This window comes from Streptomyces sp. T39 (assembly GCF_008042045.1).
Classification (GTDB): Bacteria; Actinomycetota; Actinomycetes; order Streptomycetales; family Streptomycetaceae; genus Streptomyces.
Genome location: NZ_RDBP01000019.1, coordinates 63,442 through 82,415, shown reverse-complemented (window position 1 = coordinate 82,415; position 18,974 = coordinate 63,442). Strand labels below are relative to the sequence as shown.

The 18,974-nt window shown below is 67.8% G+C and carries 13 protein-coding genes and 1 pseudogene; 2 read left to right on the top strand and 12 right to left on the bottom strand.

The features are described 5' to 3' along the window. Together EAO77_RS19675 and EAO77_RS19670 are read right to left on the bottom strand one after the other, a co-directional pair. Positions 1-255 (bottom strand): transposase (locus EAO77_RS19675; protein WP_147989603.1); only part of this gene is annotated, 255 nt, incomplete at its 3' end. A 1,168-nt stretch (positions 256-1,423) separates the two neighbouring features. After that, complete coding sequence (locus EAO77_RS19670; RefSeq protein ID WP_187283316.1) at positions 1,424-2,554, bottom strand: PQQ-binding-like beta-propeller repeat protein; 1,131 nt, start codon at positions 2,552-2,554, stop codon at positions 1,424-1,426. Between the two features lie 31 nt (positions 2,555-2,585). Between EAO77_RS19670 and EAO77_RS19665 the strand changes: the two genes are divergently transcribed. Next, positions 2,586-2,978 (top strand): FG-GAP repeat domain-containing protein, encoded by a 393-nt coding sequence (locus EAO77_RS19665; RefSeq protein ID WP_147989601.1) that lies wholly within the window; start codon positions 2,586-2,588, stop codon positions 2,976-2,978. Between the two features lie 107 nt (positions 2,979-3,085). Here the strand turns inward: EAO77_RS19665 and EAO77_RS19660 are convergent, their stop codons facing one another. From EAO77_RS19660 to EAO77_RS19615, 10 genes and pseudogenes are all read right to left on the bottom strand, one after another. Beyond that, positions 3,086-3,487: a hypothetical protein gene (locus EAO77_RS19660; protein WP_147989600.1), complete on the bottom strand. Its 402-nt coding sequence runs from the start codon at positions 3,485-3,487 to the stop codon at positions 3,086-3,088. 496 nt (positions 3,488-3,983) lie between these two features. Then, entirely contained in the window at positions 3,984-5,351 is a 1,368-nt protein-coding gene (locus EAO77_RS19655) for a helix-turn-helix transcriptional regulator (protein WP_147989599.1), read from the bottom strand. A gap of 1,216 nt (positions 5,352-6,567) precedes the next feature. Further along, entirely contained in the window at positions 6,568-9,558 is a 2,991-nt protein-coding gene (locus EAO77_RS41045; RefSeq protein WP_315986102.1) for an SAV_2336 N-terminal domain-related protein, read from the bottom strand. A 91-nt stretch (positions 9,559-9,649) separates the two neighbouring features. After that, positions 9,650-10,714 carry an AAA family ATPase gene (locus EAO77_RS19645; RefSeq protein ID WP_147989598.1) on the bottom strand — a complete coding sequence of 355 codons (1,065 nt, stop codon included), beginning with the start codon at positions 10,712-10,714 and terminating at the stop codon, positions 9,650-9,652. After that, positions 10,711-12,222 carry a hypothetical protein gene (locus EAO77_RS19640; RefSeq protein ID WP_147989597.1) on the bottom strand — a complete coding sequence of 504 codons (1,512 nt, stop codon included), beginning with the start codon at positions 12,220-12,222 and terminating at the stop codon, positions 10,711-10,713. Before EAO77_RS19640 ends, EAO77_RS19645 begins: the two co-directional genes overlap by 4 nt. Before the next feature lie 3 nt (positions 12,223-12,225). Continuing rightward, the gene (locus EAO77_RS19635; RefSeq protein WP_147989596.1) at positions 12,226-13,140 is read right to left on the bottom strand and encodes a trypsin-like peptidase domain-containing protein; all 915 of its coding nucleotides are present in this window, start codon (positions 13,138-13,140) and stop codon (positions 12,226-12,228) included. Positions 13,141-13,163: 23 nt separating this feature from the next. Next, a complete protein-coding gene (locus EAO77_RS19630) occupies positions 13,164-13,556 on the bottom strand; it encodes a CU044_2847 family protein (RefSeq protein WP_147989595.1) in 393 nt (130 codons plus the stop codon). Between the two features lie 849 nt (positions 13,557-14,405). Next, a complete protein-coding gene (locus tag EAO77_RS19625; RefSeq protein ID WP_147989594.1) occupies positions 14,406-14,786 on the bottom strand; it encodes a DUF6009 family protein in 381 nt (126 codons plus the stop codon). Between the two features lie 133 nt (positions 14,787-14,919). Next, positions 14,920-15,851, bottom strand: a pseudogene (locus EAO77_RS19620) (phage/plasmid primase, P4 family). Further along, positions 15,848-16,888 carry a bifunctional DNA primase/polymerase gene (locus EAO77_RS19615; protein ID WP_147989608.1) on the bottom strand — a complete coding sequence of 347 codons (1,041 nt, stop codon included), beginning with the start codon at positions 16,886-16,888 and terminating at the stop codon, positions 15,848-15,850. The pseudogene EAO77_RS19620 and the gene EAO77_RS19615 overlap by 4 nt, the downstream one beginning before the upstream one ends. 967 nt (positions 16,889-17,855) lie before the next feature. Here EAO77_RS19615 and EAO77_RS19610 point away from each other — a divergent pair. After that, positions 17,856-18,968, top strand: a complete 1,113-nt coding sequence (locus tag EAO77_RS19610; RefSeq protein WP_147989593.1) for a HEAT repeat domain-containing protein — start codon at positions 17,856-17,858, stop codon at positions 18,966-18,968. Positions 18,969-18,974: the final 6 nt, after the last annotated feature.

The window sequence follows — 18,974 nt, the reverse complement described above, 5'->3', positions numbered from 1 at the left end:
CCGGGCCCAGACCCGGTCCCGGCTCCACTGAGCGAAGCGTCGGTAGACCGTGGGCCAGGCGGGACCAAACACCGGCGGCAGCTGCCGCCAGGTGCAGCCCGACGTTGCCACGAAAATGATCGCGGCCAGGGCTTCACGGTCACCGGCCCGCCGTCGGCCACCGCCCTGTGGGCGCGTGACCACTGCGGGCGGCACCACCCGCCGGAACAGCACCCACAACTCGTCCGGCACAAGTCGCTCAACGAGATCCGTCATGCACGGCTCAACGAACGATCACGCCATAAGAAACGACGTCTAAGACCCGGCCGACCCGCCACAGACGCAGCTCGCGATCGTCCGGAGCTGACTGCTGACTTCGGTTTCGTCTCATGAGGAGGGAGACACGGCTTCACGATCAGCGGTTGCAGCAGGCGCGACTGCTCCAGGTGGCGTCCGAAACGACGGGGCCTGAGCCAACCTAGGCTGACGCGCACACCGCGGGGTGGAGCCGGGCGTCCCGGCCGCATGCCCGAACTTCGGTCCCTTCAGTCCCCGTCCGCCCGTCCGCCCTCACGTTCGCCAGGCCTCCGGGCAGGCGCTCAGCGGCCGTAGGTACTGCGGCAGAGCCGGGTGAGTTCGGCGGAGGTGACGCCGCTGGACTGTCGGCAGAGCTGGCGCATTGAGGGAGCACCGTGGGGCAGCTGCCGACGAGGCACTGCATGGTGTCGGCGGCGCTTCTCCGAGGGCGCGGCTTCCGGGCGGGGGGGCGCGGTGGCGCGGAGCCATCTGGCGGGGTGCCGGTTCGGCGGCGCGGCCGCGGCGGCTCCCGCCGACGGCCTTCGGCTTCCTCGGGGAAGCCTTCGGCCGCTGGGGGAGCGTGGTGGCGAGCGTGTGACGGCCGGGGGCCTGTGAGGGGGACGGCCACGAGGTAGGGGCGGAAGAAGAGGCAGACCCGGCGGGGTCAAGGCGGGTGGCGGATGGCGCCGTGGAGGCGGGCGCGTGGACGGCCGGTCCGCCTGTGGTGACACAGCCGGTCAGGGCGAGGCTCAGGACGAGAACGGCCGTGGGGGCAAGGCAGCGGGGAGGCATGTGGCTCACGGTGCACTGCGTGCGGCACGTGCTGGCTGTCGACGCGCCCTGCTCACCGTGACGAGGGCGGCCTTGATCGCTGAGGAGAATCTGTCCGGTGCCTGCTGCGGATCCGGGCTGACGGCGAGCCGCCTCGGCAGAACGGGGGATGCCCGCCGAGGCGGCACCACCAGCCTAGACAGCGCAGGCAGTCTGCGCCTGGGCATGCGCCCTCTATCTGCCTCCTCATCTCGCGGGGGCGGGCAGCGAGCAGGGGGCAACTCGTGGAGCCGGGGGCCCGCGCAATGGCGTGGGCCCTCCCCCGTGACGTCCCCGGTGCTCTACCTGCCGTCGTCGGCGGCCCCGAGGGCCAGGGTCATGGGCGCGTCGACCGGGTCAGGAAGTCGTTGCGGTGGAAGAAGAGGCGTCCGTCGGCGTAGATGACGGGGTCCTCGGTGTAGCTCCCGTACATGTCCTCCTCGGGCAGCGAGCGGAACGCCGAGTTGACCCGCTCGAACAGCAGACGCGCTGATCCGTCCTTCGCCGAGACCCGGTACACCTTCGTGCCGTGCAGGCCGTTCGGGCGGGTCATCACGGTCACGCCCTTGGCGTCCGCCGCCAGCGGGACCACCCCGACACTGCGGTGGTCGGTCTTCGGCGTGAACGCCCAGAGTCGCTTGCCCGTCCGCAGATCGAGGGCGTGCATCTCCCCCTTCGTGCCGACCGGGTTGTCGGTGGCGAGGTACAGGACGCCGTTCGCGGTCACCGCGCTGGCGCACGCACAGGCGGAATGCTGGCCGCAGCCGTGGATGTAGCGGTCGCTGTTGCCCTTCGTCGTGCGCAGCGTCCACTGCGCCTGGACGGAGCCGTCCGCGGCGATGGACCGCAGCGAATCCGGGTCGGAAGCGAAGTCCTGGAGGCCGGTGTCGACGGCCACGAGCAACGGATCGGAAGAGACGATCCACGCGCCCAGCCCCCGCGTCGTGTACCGCCACGTCGCCTCACCGGTCACCGCATCACGGACCCCGACCCGCTGCTCGGTCGGCAGCGGCGTGACGCCCACCCATCGCTCCGGACCGGCGCTGTGCGTGACCAGGCCCTCACCGGCGCTGCGGTGCTCCTCACCATCCCCGCCGGGTGCCGACCTGTCCCAGATCACCGTGCCCGTGGCGCGGTCAAAACCGTGGGAGCCACCGCCGTTGGCGGTGCTGGAGCGCATCCAGCCGACCGCCGCCGTCGTCTCGCTGATCGCCACGGTCAGCCCCAGGCCCAGGGATGCAGGCCCCTTGAGCGTGGTCTGCCAGGCCACCTTCCCGGCGGCCGCGTCAATCACGGCGAACTGCGAGGGCACCTTCAGCCCGGGCCTGGCGCCGTAGGAGACGGCGATCTGCCCGTCGCGTGTGGCCGTCGGCGAGGCACCGCACAGGTCACCGGGCAGCGGCACCGTCCACCTCACCGCACCCGACGCCGGGTCGTACCCCGTCACCCCGTCCCTCACCCCGGTCACATACGTCCCCTTCACGTACCACGCCCCAGGCGTGTTCTACCGGTACGAGGACGACGGCAGCGGCAAGCTCACGCCCCGGGTCAGGCTCGGTGGCGGCTGGCAGATCTTCAACTCCGTCGTCGGCGTCGGCGACATCACCGGCGACGGCAGGGGCGACCTCGTCGCCCGTGACACGGCAGGCGCCCTGTGGCGCTACGACGGAACCGGCAGCGGCACCTTCGCCGCCCGGGTGAAGCTCGGCACCGGCTGGCAGATCTTCAACACCCTCGTCGGTACCGGCGACATCACCGGCGACGGCACGTCCGACCTCGTCGCCCGTGACACCGCCGGCGTGCTGTGGCGCCACGCGGGCACCGGCCAGGGCAATTTCGCGGGCCGGGTGAAGATCGGCGGAGGCTGGCAGACGTACGCCTCCCTGTTCTGAGCCCCTCCCCCGCTCACGACACGGCCGCCCGGCAGGCATTCCCTGCCGGGCGGCCGTGCTTGCACTCGGTGCCTGCCGGGCGGCTCATCGACCGGACGCCGCGGAGATCAGATACGGCCGTGCTCCGGAACCTGCGTCTCGCACCGGTCGCACAGCACCAGATGGATCCGCCTGCTCTCCCGCTGCGAGCCCCCGTCACCGCATCGTTCGCAGACGGTCCCGCTGCGGTCGGCGAAGGCATCCGCGAGGGAGCCGAGGCGGGCGTACTCAGCACTCGTCCAGTTGCCACCCGGCTTCCACGGCCGCGGAAACGCCTGGAAAGCCAGTACCCCCCACTTCTGCTTCACGGCCAGGAGCTCGTACTCCGGGAACTCCGCCACAACCGCTCGATGGCACTCGGCCACCAGCGACCACCAGCCGGGCCCGACCTCGACGTCGCTCGAAGGATCTCGAAAATGCTGGCGCACCAAATCCAGCTCATTGCCCGAAGCCCGGGAAGTCCCGGCCATACCGCCCCCTCACACAGAAACACCTGCCGCCACGTTCATGACGTGCCGACGACATCCTCCCCCAGCGGCTGGTCCCGGCACGGCTCCGATCCACCATGATCATGCGGGGACCCACCCGCCAGGACGGCCTCCTCGCCCGCGGGTGGTGATCCTCGCCGCGAGCGCGCACGGAAACGAGGCTCCGGCACCGCCCTGCTATCGCTTTACCGGGTCTGCAGCCCCCGTGGCTCCCGCCACACGCTCTCTGCCCGGGTGCGCCACCGGACGCGACACCCGCCCGACACCGGCCGGCACCTTTTCGCCACGAGAAATTCTTTCGGTCGTATGTTCCCCGATGCGGCGGAGATGCGGCCTCCGCCACAGGCGACGGTCAAATACAAACGCATCATTGCGTTGTCCAGCAGACAGATCAGGGGGAATCAATGACGCGCGCCATGCACATCACGCCGTGCTGATCGCCGCACTTGCGGTGATCCCGCGCCTTGTGCGACATCCGCTATGTGGGGGCTTGGGTCGAGCCTGCTGGACGGGTGCTTGCTTGTCGTAGTGCCATGGTTACCGGGTCCAGTGGTGGGGGCCAGGGCTGGTCGGCGGGGTGGATGTCGTCATACGCGATGGCGGTGGGGCGTCCGGCGCCTGCGCTGATGGTCAGCCGGATCGTGGGGGACAGCCAGAGGTCCCATGGGCCGGCCCCGTTGGAGCGAAGGACGAGGCGTTCCAAGACGTGCGGGGGGACGGTGAAGCGTTCCTGGGTGGCGGGGATTCCGAACAGTGCCGGAGACCAGGTGCTCGCCTCGCCGCGGCGTGTGGTGCGCTGGCGGGGGCGGCGCAATCCGGGGTAGAGGGCGGCGTAGAACTCCTGATAGTTGGTGACGTGTCGGATGCCGGTCGGGGTGAGGTGGATGGCTTGGAGGTCTCCGAAGGTTCGCTGGGCGACCATGGACGGAGGGAGGTGTTGAAGGGTTTCGGGGCGGGCTACGAGAGGTGCGGGGACCCATGAGGCTCCTGCGCGGGGCTCCACTTCGTGGAGTGCGACCAGGACGTGCCATGTGTCGGATGGCTGGGCGCTGCGGTGGAACCCTTCGAGGAGTCCTGGGATTCGGGCTAGCTCTGCGTGGTAGACGGCTTCCCATCGCTCGGCTGCCTGTTCGGCCTTGAGTTGGCGGGTGGGTTCGGGGTCGAAGTCGGCGATGACGCGTTCGCGTTCGCGCCGGGCGGTAGTGAGGCGCAGTTCTGCGAGGACTTTGGTGAGGATGCGCCGTATGCGCTGGGCGGGCCGGCCGTAGAGGTGGGAGAGGCGTAGCACTCCTGGGTCATCGGGGCTTGGCCCTTTCCAGTGGCCGGGGCGGCTCACGTAGGTGGTGGCGAGCCGCTCGATGATGCTTTCGGTCTCCTGGCGGCGGGCGGCTACGGCGGGGATGTTGTCCATGGCGCTGTCGAGGAGGGAGGGGTGGATTCCGAGGGCTGCGACGACGTCGTCGAGGAAGCGTGGCCTGCGGGCTGGGACGATGCCCTGCTGTTCCAGTCTGCGGTAGGACTTTGGGGAGATGTGGAGTTCTGCACAGAGTTCTTGGGCGGTGCGTCCGCTGGCACGGCGCCAGTCCGCAAGGTTCCAGGTGTGCCAGTTGTCGCGCTTCATGAGGTCGATGGGGCGGATGCGCAGGTGCTTGGCGAGCAGGCGGATCCGTGCCGGGTCGGGCGTGCGGTGACCGTGCTCGTAGGCGAGGATCTGTGCTTTGGTCGCGCCGACGAGTTCTCCGAGCCGTGCGGCACTTAGCGGATGCGGGTGCCCGCCCTGGTCGGTGTGGGCTCTGCGGGCGTCGTGGAGCGCCGCCGGATCGAAGTCGGCCAGTCCACGGGCCATGTGCTGCCTCCTTGCGACACCTCAGGGGACCATTTTAGGGGCACTTCTTCTTAGGTCCAGAGGGGTACGACGCAGCGTCACAATCGTTCTGATCAGCGCTGTTATGCAATCGGGCGGCCATACGCCTGGATCGCGAAGGCTCAATACGGGAACTTGGACGTCATCGGCGCCACGGTGCAGCTACAACTTTTACGTGTGCGCGTCCAGTGCTAGAAGGTGGCCCCACCCCCTTGGTTCGCGAAAACCCTGAGCGGGGAATGGGGCCGGCTACGGGAGCTGACAGCTCCGCATACGGGCTTCCTGTGCCATCAGGGGGCCCGTTCGCCGTGTAGGGAGATTCTCGGTGTGCGGTGGCCTGTTCAGCGAGTGCCTTCGAGGTTAGCCGCTCGAGAACCTTCTTCGCGAGCTTGCGGTTCGTCGTCTGTCCCGCTCCCGTGGGCGGAGCGGGTAGCTGCCATGGCCATCACCTCCCTTCCGGGCCCGGCGAGCCCCCCTTTGGGGTTCTCCGGAGTCCGTGCGACAAGGCGACATCACAACTCTAGCGGGTGAGTCGATTCGGGCGGAGTGAAGGACTGCTCGACGCCGTTCGACTGAGGGGGTTCTGAGGGTGCAACAGAACTGGAGGATGCGACTCCGGCGCTTTGTTACCGATTGGTAGAACTTGGCGGTAGCCATAGAACTGCTGTCACACACATGTCACTTCAGCCGAAGGACCTTCACTGCCTAGACCTCTGTTCGGTAATAGAACGTCAGAAACCGTTGACAGCAACAGAAATGACCGCGTCTCGTCAAAGCCTGGATGAATGCGACGTGACGCATCCCACACTCTGAGATGCTCAAATCCGTGAACCGCCGCGCTGACGTGCAGGGCTTCTCCACGCCTTGCCTCCGATCCCCTGCCACGGCGACGCAAGAAGACACGGCCGCTGACCGCAGCGCCGACGTTGGGCGATCCTCCGCCTCCGCAGCACTCGCCCTGGCGGCGCGCCGGGCGCCCAACAGCGCACCGCACCCTCCGCAGCAGCCGCGGAACGCCCGTGCGGGCAACCCCCGGGGGCTGCCCCGCACGTACCATCCCCCCATCGTCCAGGGGCACGGAGGCGCCCAGGGCGCCAGTGCCGGATAGCGCCCCGCGGAAGCTGCCGGCGCGTCGAAGCGGCCCCTCCCGATACTGCTCGCGGCCCCGCACGGTCCGCGAGCAGTCGCAGCCCTCACGTCAGTCGTCCTCACGATTCAACCGGCGGCGCAGGCTTCTCGCGAGCGCTGCAGCGGAAGGCCAACGGTGGTCAAACGCCATGGCCACGGCGCCGAGTTCTTGCGCCCGGAAGACCTGGGCCCTGTGCTGCTCGAATCGACGCTGCGCTTCGTTGTACTGGGCCAGCCATTCTTCCTGCTGTGCTTCGTAGCCGGGCAGCCACTCGTTGGTGTCGGGGTCGAATCCTTCGGGGAAGATGTAGTTGCCCTCGTCGTCGTAGGACGCGGTCATCCCGTACAAGGTCGGATCGAACTCGACGTTCGCCGGGTCGCTGCCGAGGCTCGCGTTCGCCTGCTTGACGGAGAAGGCGAGGCGACGGCGGTCCACATCGGCGTGTAGCAGGCTCACGAAGATCTCTTCTCCGACCCGCACGATCTGCTCCGCGTCGTCCACGTGGTGCTCGGCCAGCTCGGAAATGTGGACGAGGCCCCCCATCCCATCGGGCAAGCGGACGAAGACCCCGAAGGGAACGATCTTGGTCACGATGGCCGGGAAGATCTCCCCCACGGAGTGCCTGCGGGCGAAGGCACGCCACGGGTTCTCCTCAGTCTCTTTGAGGGACAGGGTGACCCGCTCCCGTTCCCGGTCCACCTCCATGATCCGGACCGCGATTTCCTGGCCGAGTTCCACGACGTCCTCGGGCTGTTCGATGCGGGACCAGGACAGTTCGGAGATGTGGACGAGACCGTCCAGACCGCCGAGGTCGACGAATGCGCCGAAGGGGACGAGGGAGGAGACCGTGCCAGTGCGCACATCGCCCACGTGGAGGGTGCTGAGCAGGCGGGCGCGCGCTGCGCTCTCGGTTTCCTCGAGCACGGCGCGGCGGGACAGGACGATGTTTTTGCGGTCGGGGTCCAGTTCGATGATCTTGGCTTGCAGGGTCCGCCCGAGGTAGGCGCGGAAGTTGCGGACGCGCCGAGTCTCGACAAGAGATGCCGGCAGGAAGGCGCGGACGCCGATGTCGACGATGAGGCCGCCTTTGACCACCTCAGTCACAGTGCCGCTGACGGCGCGGTCCCGTTCATAGCGCTCACGCAGGGTTTGCCAGCGCCGATGCTCGACTGCCTGCCGATGCGAGACGAGGCGGCGGCCGGCAGGGTCCCGGCGCGTGAGGATCAGCACCTCGATGGTGTCGCCGACGGCAGGCTCTACTCTCGGTTGCGTCTCCGCACGGGACAGGACCGCTTCCTCATCACCCAGTCTGATCAGGAACGAATCCGTCCGGGCAGCAGCGACGGTGCCGTCGACGATGTCTCCCGGTCTGTACGGGGAGGGGCGCCGCGGCGCAAGTTCGGAGCCGYCGGACGACTGCTGGACTTGAGCCAGGACAGCTTGCTCCAGGCGCCGGGCGATGGAGCGGTGCTGTCCGCCGGCTCCGCTGAGAACGGCGACGGCAACTTCCGCGAACGGCAGGCTGCGCGGGTCGAGCGGTGACGATCCAGGGTGGTCGTCGTTGCTGACGAGCGAGGCGAGGGCACGGAAATCCAGCGTTCCGCCGAAGGTCGCCGCAACGCGACTGGAGACCTTGGCCAGAACATCCTCGAGGACCAGCAAGGACTCGCGCCGTGTCAGCTCCAAGAGAAGCTCTTCCCTCACGCCCGGGCGGAAGTCGTAGACCACGTCGTCCGGGGCCTGGCCAGAGTGCTGCTGACCCCGGCGTGCAATGAGACCTGAGATGAACAGGTGAGCAAGATCAGTGTGCTGCGACTGCGGGACGAGCTCGTGCTGGACGATGCGCATCACGGGCAGGCTCAGCGGCACGGCAGCCAGGTAGCAGGCGAGGCGGAACGCTGTGGGCGTGCTCCCCACGTGGAAGCGTGCGACGCGCTCTTCCGGGGTGGTTGCTTCTGCCCCGGTCTCTCCCTCTGAAAAGGGGCGGGGCGTGGCCCCGAGAGGTGTGGCGAGCATCGGCACCCAGTCGGTGCTGCGGCCTCCCAGGTGCTCGGCCCAGGGGGCAAGCCACGAGCCGTGCACTTCCATGACAGGCAGCCACCGGGTGCAGGGCATCTGCGTTTCGCTTGTGCCGGCGACCGATGGGGGTGGGGACGGCCTGTGGCGGGTGCGGAACTGCAGCACAGGTCTGGCGGGGTTGGTGATGCGGGCGTCGACACTCTGTGTCGGAACCGCTGTGCGGTGCCACAGCCGCCGTGGCAGCACATGCAGCACTGCGGCCGGGCGTCTCGATGTCTGGCGCGCGAGGAACGGCGGCAGGCTCGGTCCGTACCAAGCGGGCCCCACGGCGTCGGTGAGTACCAGGAGCAGGCGGGTGCCGGTCGTGTCCTTCAGGGGCCGGTGCCAGTGTGCGGAGGGCTGAGTGTCCGCCAGGCTGCTGGAAGGTTTGCGGCGGAAGCGGGTCAGGGTCGGTGTCTCGGAGTCCGTGTTCATCGCCCATTGACGGACGCCGTCGAAGGCCCCGTGGCGCTCGAGCAGTGTCCCGAGTTCGCGGGCGAGGTGGTGCCAGACAGCCATGGTGCTGCCGGTATCGATCACCAGGTCGACGCCGAAGCGGGGCTTGGTCGGGGGCCGCCACACGGGCAACAGGCAGGCTGCTTCGCCAGTTGCCTGGGCTGTTGCCTCTTCGTCGAGAACAGGTAACCCGGATGCGGGCACGAGCTGCCGCAGAGGTCGTAAGGCACGGTTGAGATACAGCGGGTCGGACAGGAAAGCGGGTCGGCTGACCTGCACTACATGCGCGGAGCCTTGCCCGAGGGAGGCATCCCGAGTGCCGTCGAAAGCATGCAGGCGCACCGTGGTGGGGTTCAAGGCACAGGGATCTGACGAGGTCGCACCGAGGTCCTCGCTGCCCGACCCCGGGCCGGTCCGACCGAGGCGTTCGTCCTGCCCGTGAGGATCCTCCTGTGTCGGGGCAGCAGGAGGCTTCAGTGGTGCGCTGCCTGTCGAGGGCGGGCCGCCGATGATGCCCGACACCCACAGAATGTCTGCGAGGTCCATGGGGTCCACGCCCGCATGCTGCCCGTCTGCGTCGTCCGTCTGCAGCAGCCCGGCGAGCGCCGCAAGCAAATGCTCGCGCGAGGAGGACGGGCTAGTCATGGCCGTCACTCAGCGAGCGCAGAAGCACGTCCTTGATGATCTTGCGGCCCGGGTCGTGGGGCCACAGTCCCCGCTCTGCCATGAGCAGCGCGTTCAGGAGCTGGTCGTTTGCCAAGACTGCCCCTTCCTCACGCTGGCGGCGCAGGAATTCGGCGATCAACTCGGTCCGTGCAGACTCGCTTTCAGTGTTCCCACCCAGGTGAGCAGCAACCATCGCCGCAAGCCGCTTCTCGTCCGGCGGCTGAACCTTGAGCCTGACACACCGGCGCAGGAAAGCGGTGGGAAACTCGCGCTCCCCGTTGCTGGTGAGGACGACTAGGGGGAACTGGGCGCAGCCGACCCTGCCGTCCTTGATCATCACCTTGCCGTCGTGATCGAAGGTCATCACCTGCCGTCTGCCGGGGCCCAGGCGGGAGAGTTCGGGGATCGTGTACTCCCCCTCTTCGAAGACGTTGAGCAGGTCATTGGGAAGATCGACATCGCATTTATCGATCTCGTCGATCAGAAGGACGCGAGGGCGACGCCACGGCAGCAGCGCTGTGCCGAGAGGGCCGAGCCTCAGGTACTTGCCGATCGCCAGATTGGCCGAGGGCCTTCTCGACCCCTTGAGACCTGCGTCATGCAGGCGGCCGATGGCGTCATAGACATACAAGCCGTCCCGCAAAGTGGATCGGCTGGTGATGGGCCAGCGCAGTACAGGCCCAAGTCCCAGTTCATGCGCCACGGCGTACGCAAGGGTGGACTTGCCCACACCGGGTTTGCCGGTAATGAGCAGCGGTCGGCGCAGATGGAGCGCCAGGTTGACCAGCTGGATGTCCTTCACATCTGCCTGGAAGGCTTCCGCCTGATGAGTGCGCCCCAGCCGACGGTTGGTGACCGCGGGAGTGTCAGCTGGAGGCGTCAGCAGCTCGCTGTCGTCGAATGATCCGAACGCTCGCCAGGCCGGCGTATCGGGGAGGTCCTCGATGCCGTCGTGCGGCGTGCGTGAGCCACGGTAAATCCACCAGTCCTCACCCGGTAACGCCGACTCCTCATTGCTGCCGTGCGGGCTGTTCATGTCACCATCCCGGTGAATCGAAGATCCTGCTTTCGGTCCACGCAGTCCGGGTCTTCCCAGAGCAGCGTGATGTGATTGCGCACGTCGCTGTCTTCAGCGCCACGCCCCTCCAGGCGGCATTGGTGGATGATGTCGGGAAGATCTGTCAGGCAGCTCGGCTCGTGCAGGCGCAGAGCCTGCAGGAGCGTCTCTGGCTCAGCAGCGGTGCGGACCCACATCACGGCGGGGATTCCGTCCGTGAACATCGCTGCGTTGACAGCGTCCTGCAGGAGAGGATCCAGCTCCTCGTAAGGCTGGCGCAGGCCGAGGCAGGCAAGGTCGGGCCTCTCCATGATCCAGGAGGAGAACTCGTGGTTCTTTCCCGGCGTCATCACCGGCCATCCGATGAGTTCGAGCACATCGCCGTCGATACCGCGCTGACTCAAGTGGCTCCAGCGCCCCTGCCAGGGCTGCCTGCTGATGAAGGTGTCGATGTACCGCTCCCGGGATCGAACGACAACCGGGTGGTGGTGGCCCAGGGCTTGGCCTGTCGGGCCAGTCGCCCACAGCTCGGCCGGGTGTCCCAGCAGCGGGGAGGGGAGCACGAACTCGACCCGAGTCGCAGGAGCGGGCACGGCATCGAGCTCGTCTGCCAGACCTTCCCACGCAGTCAGGGAGTTACTGCCGTGTGCGTTGAGTTCACTTGTCCGCAGGGACAAGGGCCGTGTGAGAGAGGAAACGCGTTTGAACACCCCGCCGGCCTGCGGCTGGCGATAGCACGTCGCATAGAGCCCGTAGCGCGCATCGGCGATATGTGGCGCGTCTTCGGGCTCGAGGCGGACCTGGATGATCAGCCGGTAGTCACCTGTGACCTGCGCCGCGCTCCCGTCCTCGAGCAGCTCCATCCGGTCAAGGAGTTCGCGGACGGACGCGCGGGAGTCGTAGTGGCGGCTGGTGGTGTCGCCAGCCAAGGACCGCAGGAAGCGTGCCAGCACGGCAGCCCCCTGGTCTCCCCACAGGTCTGCTATGCGCGCAAGGATCTCCGGCAGAGTCTCGTGCCCTTCCAGGGCGGTCAGCCCTTTGCCGGCATTGGCTGCATGGAGCCTGAGTTCGGCGGGCCGGGGCTGCGGGTTCAGGGCGCGCAGCACGCGAATCAGCGGCTCCATCTGCTGCACGGGCAACGGCTGATCGTCTACCACGGACCGGACTGCCACCTGCAGCCACGCGAATGCCCGATCGGTTCCGGCCATCACTTCCAGGGCAGCGCAGATCGCCTCAACGGCCCCGAGCGGGTCGCGCCATGCAGAGGCCGCGGTCAGCATGCTGCGGACGTGTCCCCTTGCCGAGGCCTCGTGCTGCACGGCGGCGTCGAAGTCACGACACCTCGGATCCCTCGACACCTGCTCGAGCAAATCCGTACGGAATTCCGGACGGCGCATGTCGGCGAAATCGATGAGGAAGTCGCACAGCAGCTTCTGGGCGTCCTGGCTCCACGGCTCGGCGTGCGCCGGCTCGCATACCTGCGTCATCGGCTACGCGCTTTCCCAGCCGCCGATAGCCCGGCCGATGACCTCGTGCAGCCGCTTCAGGGCCTGGTCGTAGGGATTCAGTTCTTCCATAGCGGTGTACAGGGCCCGGTACGCGCCACTCCTGTCATAGAAGCTCCCGATACGACTCACGATGCGCTGAAGGTGACCCCGACGGTCAGGGCGGTAGTCTGCGTCGAACGACTGCGGCAGCCTGAGGTGCTTGCCCATGATCTCGAGCAGGTCGAAGCGTGCTTCGGGTCCGGCCAAGACACCAAAGGCCAACAGCGCGTCCACAACCTCGGCCTGCGTCGGCTCCTGCCGGCGTACGGCAGCTGCCCTTGGCTGCACACCAAGGAACTGGGCCAGCGTCGTGACCGGGACGAACCACCCGCCCGCATCATCCTTGTAGTTGCGGCTGCCCTTGAGCACACCGCAGACCGCGCCGTCCTGGCCGAGGACCGCGGCACCGCTGTGCCCGGGCCGGACACCGTCGCCGAGAAACCGCCGAAACGGGCCCGAGACGCCCGCCACCCGCAGGAGCAGTGTCTCGGGCTGAACTTCGTCTATACCTAGGACGGACGAGGAGTAGCCCAAGCACGTTACCTCGCTGCCGATTGGTGCTTCGCTCTGCGCCAGAGGCAGCACCGGATAGTCCGACAGCGCTGGCACGTGCACGGTCGCGAGGTCGGGGAAGGGGTAGAACAGTCCTCCGTCGCTGTTCTTGGGCTCGGCACGCACGTCCCGGCTGTTTACCGGGTAGGTGCCGGAGGCATGGTGGATGACAAGATCCCTGAGCGTGCCGTCGCCGACGAGCACATGGGCGGCGGTAGTCACGGTGCCGGCACTCGTGAGAAAGCCACTGCCGCAGAACTCGTCCTCAGCGGTGATCCACACGGTGCACGCAAGCTGGTCTTCCATGGTGTCCGCTAGACCAGTACGGATCACGAAGACGCCGGAGGCTGATCACCCGACGGCTGAAGGTTCCAGGACAGGCGCACGGTCAAGGCCGCCTCACTGCCAGCCTCCGCAATGACTCCCAGGAGCTGTCCAGACTTCACTGCCAGTTTCAAACCGAACTCCACCTCGAACGAGTCCGGATTCCCGGCTTCCCCCTCGGTGATGGTCTTGGCAGCCCATCGACCCACACCCTGAACTGTGGTGCCCACCTGCTCCAGGCTCATCGTCACGGCAGAGCCAAGCTTCTCCACCGCCTTCTTCCGAAACGCGGCGTCCCCGAACTCTTCGCTCTGTTCGAACGGCACGCTGCCCACGACTTCCGCCGCAACCTTCGTACCGTCTCCGAGGTCGATCAACACCGTTTCAGCAGTAGCCATAGCTCCCCCAGTTCCCCCTCGATCTCACGGGTCGTCATCTTAGACAATGTCGAGCAAGCCCGTGGCAAAGAACACAAGTTCAGACGGAAGCTGACGATGCGGCCTGCCTCAGTCGCCCCTGAAGGCACCTCCTCTGGCACCGATCATGAACCCCACGCACAGCTGAGCATGGCCTCAGAGGACAACGCCACCGGCCACACGCTGTTCTCCGCTGTCGGTCAGACTCAGCTACGTCGCCGTGGCATACCTCGACCGCTCCATGCACAAATCGATGCGCCCATCATCGGCGTCGGCTTAGCCAGCGCTCTTGCGTCGACGAGCCACGCCGCCTTGTCCTGATGGGCGGGTGAACCAGATCCAAGAGGCGGTTCGCACGGGAGGTGACCGGCTGGCGGTTGCTCCCCCAGAGCACTCCAGCGCGCGCCTGCACCTGGGTACCCGTACGTTCACTAGTGGTGTGCCCGCTCAGACAGGACAGCGGGCCGGCAGCCCCGTGTCCCGATCGCACGTTGCGCGGGGCTGCCCCACCGTCATGCATCAGGTCCGGCGCCCCCGGGGGAAAGGGCGCCGGACCTTGTCAATCCACCTTCCCCCTGCCGACTGGCCGACACCTGGCATCTGCCTGCTGCCTGCTGCCGGCGCCGGGCGACCTCCCCTTGGTGCCGCCGCGGCTTTCAAGTGGTGACCGGGCGTTACGGGCGACCGTCATGTCGCAGACATGACGGTCGCCCCATACCAAGCTCTGACGTCCTGAACAGCGTCTGGGTCGGGCCATTCCAGGCCGCCCCGACTACGGCACGTCTCCCTCTCGGACACACGTTATGCGGGGCCGCTCGTGACCGGCCCGGTTCAGGACGGCACTATCTCGTTTCTACGTTTTCCCTGTGACCGTGGGGTCTTCTCCCCCACCCGCCGGGGCTCGATGGTCCGCGGGTCCACGGCCTCGCCCGGGGCGCCTTCTTTGTAGAGGCCGTCGGGTTCGTTGGGGCGGTCGTGCGGGAGGAGGAAGAAGGTGCGGCGCTGGAAAAGGCCGCTGTCGGGGTTGGCCTCGGCGTCCTTGTCGAGTTCGGCATAGCCGACCATGCGTCCGTCGCGGGCGTAGCGAGGCTTTCCGCCGCGGCGGGTGCTCTTGTCGAGTGCCTGGCGGACGTAGTCGAGTTCGTCGAGGTCTTCCAGCCACACCACGTTCGCTTCGTGTGCGAGCTGGCTTTCGTGCAGCAGCGAGCTCATGGACGCAGCTCCTTGTCGGTGATGTGGCGGTGCGGTTGCGCGGCCCGGCCGCCCGGGTCGGGCAGCACGGCTTGGAAGGTCTGGACACATCCATGGTAGGACGGCGGCCCGGTCCTGGGCAGAAGGCACTTGATCACGGGCGCCCACCCCCGGGGGCCTCGGAGCGGACGTCGTCCGGAAGGAGAGCGAGCGCCGGGTAGTACTTCTTGCCGCTGGACTTGAGCATCTCGGCCGGGGACGCGAGGCCGACCTCCTGGCGGATGCGGCCGGCGAAGGCGGCGGGAACGACGCGCTCGAAGGGGATGAGGCGGATGCGGCGCCAGAACGCATGCCCGCCGGTGCCGACTTCGGGCTGGTGGTTGCCGAGGAGCCACAGCTTGTGGGTCGGGGTGAAGCTGAAGTAGTCCTGCCGCATGCGGCGGGCCTTGATCTTGTCGCCGCCGGTGAGGAGCTTGACCCGGGCCTCGTCGAACTTGTCGTTGGGCTTGAGCTCGCTGCACACGAAGATGCGGCGGCCGTGGAGTTCGGTCAGTTCCGTCGAGTGCTCGGCGAAGTTGCCCTTGTCCATCAGGAAGCCGGGCGGCGCGGCGTCGGCGTAGTCGCCCATGACCTGGATCATGACGTCGAGCAGGACCGACTTGCCGTTGGCGCCCTTGCCCCAGAGGAAGGGCAGCACCTGGGCGCCGACGTCTCCGGTGATGGAGTACCCGAGCAGCAGGTGGAGGAAGTCGATCATCTCCTGGCCCTTGGCGTCGTCGCCGAAGGTGTCGTCCAGGAAGGCGTGCCAGCGCGGGGTGGGCCGACACGCTTCCAGCGGAACTGGTCCCATGAGTACCAGCCGAGGCCTTCGACGTGGCGGAACTGGTCGCTGTAGAGCTGGGCGAACAGTTTCGCGTTGCCGCGGTCGCTGAGCATGGGCGGCAGCAGCACGGGGGTGTCGACCGGGGCCGGTGTCTGGACCAGCTGCGGCGGTACCCGTGTGGGGGCGGGGGTGGCCGCCTCGATGTCCAGCATCTGCTGAGCGGCGGCAGCGGCGTCGAAGCGGCTGCTGTCGGCGCTACTCATGCGAGTCCTTGAGGGTGGAACGGGCGGCTGGCGCCTGCGGACAGGGCTGCTTCGATAATCGTCTCACTGCGGCGGGTCTGGTGGGGACGAGCATAGTGAGCGGCTTCTGCCAGCTGTTGGCGGGCTTCATCCTGGTTGAGGTGGCCTGCTCCGACGAGTCCGCCGGCAGTGTAGGCGGCCCGGTTGAGCTTCTCGGTGAAACCCGTGCCCTCGCTCAGGGCGGCGCATTCCCGGACACTGTCCACCAGCTGCTGCAACAGGCCCCCCACGGCCCCGGGCCGGGGTCTGCGAGTCCTGGGCGCCGGGCGAGGCGCAGGAAGCGGCGACGACCGTATGACGTGGCCCGTGCGGGTCAGTTCAGTGGCGAGCCAGGCCGGGAGAGGGGCGGGTGCCCGTACCGTGCCGACGGGCGTGTAGACGCCTGCGGGCGTCCGCGTGGTGGGCGCGACGATGTAGCCGCCGTGCGCCCGTACGTCCACCTGCCAGGCGAGGGCAGTGCGGGGACTGGAGCCTGCGGACGAGCGAAAGCGGGTCGCGGGCTCGGGGTTGACGTACCAGATGTGCAACCCGCCGGACGGGGTACGGACCCGCAAGGTCGACTCGTCCTCCGCAGGATTTTGCTGCCGTCGGTAGGCGGCCAGGAGTGCCAAGGTGTCAAAGCCCGAGGCGAGGCCCCCGAGATCGACCTGCTCGGGGATCCGGATGCCCGGCAGCAGGCGGTCCCGCTCCGGGACTTGGGCCGCGTGGGCGTCGACGTCCAGGACCACGAGGTGAGCCGGCCCGCAGGACACGCCGACGCCCGCGCGGGGTTCCCTGGCCCACCAGGCCTCGATCAGTGCGGCGTCGGTCGTCGCGCTGTGAAAGCCGTGGCACCACCGGCCCTGGGCGTGACAGGGGCACCGGGAAGGCTCGTGTGAACGTCCGCGGCAGCGCTCACAGTTGGCTGCCGGCGTCTTGCGTCCCGGTGCCAGTGGGTGGACCGGCCACTGACGGCCTGCCAGCCACCGCGCGACATCGGCAGGTCGCGGCGGCTGCACGACTCCCGGTGGAGCAGTGTCGACGTGGCGCTGCACTGTGGTCGGTCCGTTCCTCTGGTGCGTGCAGAATCGGTCCCTCCGTCAGACCCTGGCATTTTACCTGGTCAGCGCGGTCTGAGCCGACCTGGAGGGACTGAAGGGACTGACTTTCCCTTATAGGGGGCTGAGCCTAGCGCACGGGTTCCCGAGTCCGTGGGAGGCATGAGCACTTATTCGAAACTGAGTCCCTTCAGTCCCTCGGTCCCTCCCGGGCCCTGGCCTCCGCGCTCAAGGCATCAAGACGTCTGGCCCGCCGTGGTGCTGAGGGACCGAAGGCCTGCCAGGGGCGGGGGACTGAACGGTCCCTGTCTGGTCCCTCCCTCATTTCCGCAGGTCAGATCCCCTGTGACGGATCTCGGAGGGACTGAAGGGACCCAATTCCCTAGTTATCAGCGCACCACGATATGTATGACTAGAGGCATGCGTAGCTTTACGTACGCGCGCATACGCGCGCCCCCACGTAGCTGGATACTAGGACTTTGGGTCCCTTCAGTCCCTTCGGTCTCTGACAGATCGCTTTGACCTGCGCCTTCGTGAAGGGACTGAACGTAGGAGGGACCAAAGCACTTCAAACCCTCCTCGCGTACCCGCACTCCTCCGACCGTCCGAAGGTGTCTACGCGCGCAACGAAGAAGCTCCTGCACACGAAAGACGAACAGACGTCCGCATCCGCCCCGGCAGGCTTGCTTTTCCGTCTGTGCGGTCTGTCAGTACAGGTTGCGGTAGATGCTCCAGCCTTCGCCGCCGCAGCCGGGCGACTGCCCGGTCTGGATAGCAGCGCCCGGCGGCCAGGCTCCTGCACCCAGCCGGAGTGTGAGTGCCCCTGGGGGTGTGCCACTGGCAGGCAGCATGCTGTCCTCGTGACGACCCGAGAGGTGCATGCGCTAGCGGAGAGGAAACAGGGGCACGGCTGCCCGAGCCGCGTTCCTTGATCGAGGGCACCGACTGGGGCGAGCTGGAGCATGCCTACGGCCCGGCCGAGAACACGCCCCTGCGCCCGGTCCAGCTCCTGGACGAGGATCCGGAAGTCCAGTCATGGGCACTCACGATGCTGGGCATGTCCGTGCTGCACCAGGACTCCCTGTACAGCGCGACAGCCCCGGCCGCCCTGTACGTGGCAGGAGTCCTGGACGACACCCGGACTCTGACAGTCCACGAGAACAACTCGGTACTGGCCGACCACCCGTGGCCGCTCCGTGCCGCCTTGCTGGAGTGCCTCGGCCGAATCGCGGATTCGGCCGCCTATGGGGAGACGACCGACGAGGACGGGGGCGACGACCAAGTCGCCACCGACGCTGCCCGTACCGTCTGTGCACCGGGCCTCGACGTCGTCCTCCCCCACCTCCTTGCTCTGGAACCCGCTGTCCGCGAAGCAGCCCTCGGCGCCGTCGCCATGTTCCTCCAGTCTCCCGACCTGACCGGCCGAACCGGCACTGCGACCCGTCTCCTGAGCCGGCTCCTCGCCGAGAGCACCGACCGGCGTGAACGAGCCGCCATCGTCCTCACCATCGGCTTCTGGGGCCACCACACCACCTCTTCGCTCACCGACCCCGACCCCGCCGTGAGAGCGTGCGCCGCCCTGACACCGGCCCTCGCCGACAACCCCGACGCCACCCGGGTCATGCTCGATGCCCTAGGCGAACCCACCACCGTCGACTCCTGGTTCAGTGGACCCACCTCCATCGATCCGTGGGACGGAAGACCACTCCCGCACATCGAAGGCCGCCTCCGGCACGCTCTCCTGACCGCGGCGATCGACCGCGTCACCTCGTTCGAGGAACTCCTGCCGACTGCAACGGCCTTCGCACCGCTCTGCAGCAACCTCACTATCGCCGACGACTGGGGCCCCTTGCTCGCCGCTGCGTTCCCCAGGAAACACCACCCCGGCGCCGAGCTCACCCCGGCCCAGCACACGTACCTGAGCGCCCTCGTCGAACGCGACGTGTGCTGGCGCTGCACCCACCTCATCGCCTCATGGTTCGAGGACGTTGGCCTGCCCCCGGACCGGGAAGCCGTCAGGGCACTCCTGTCGGGCCCGTGACACCGG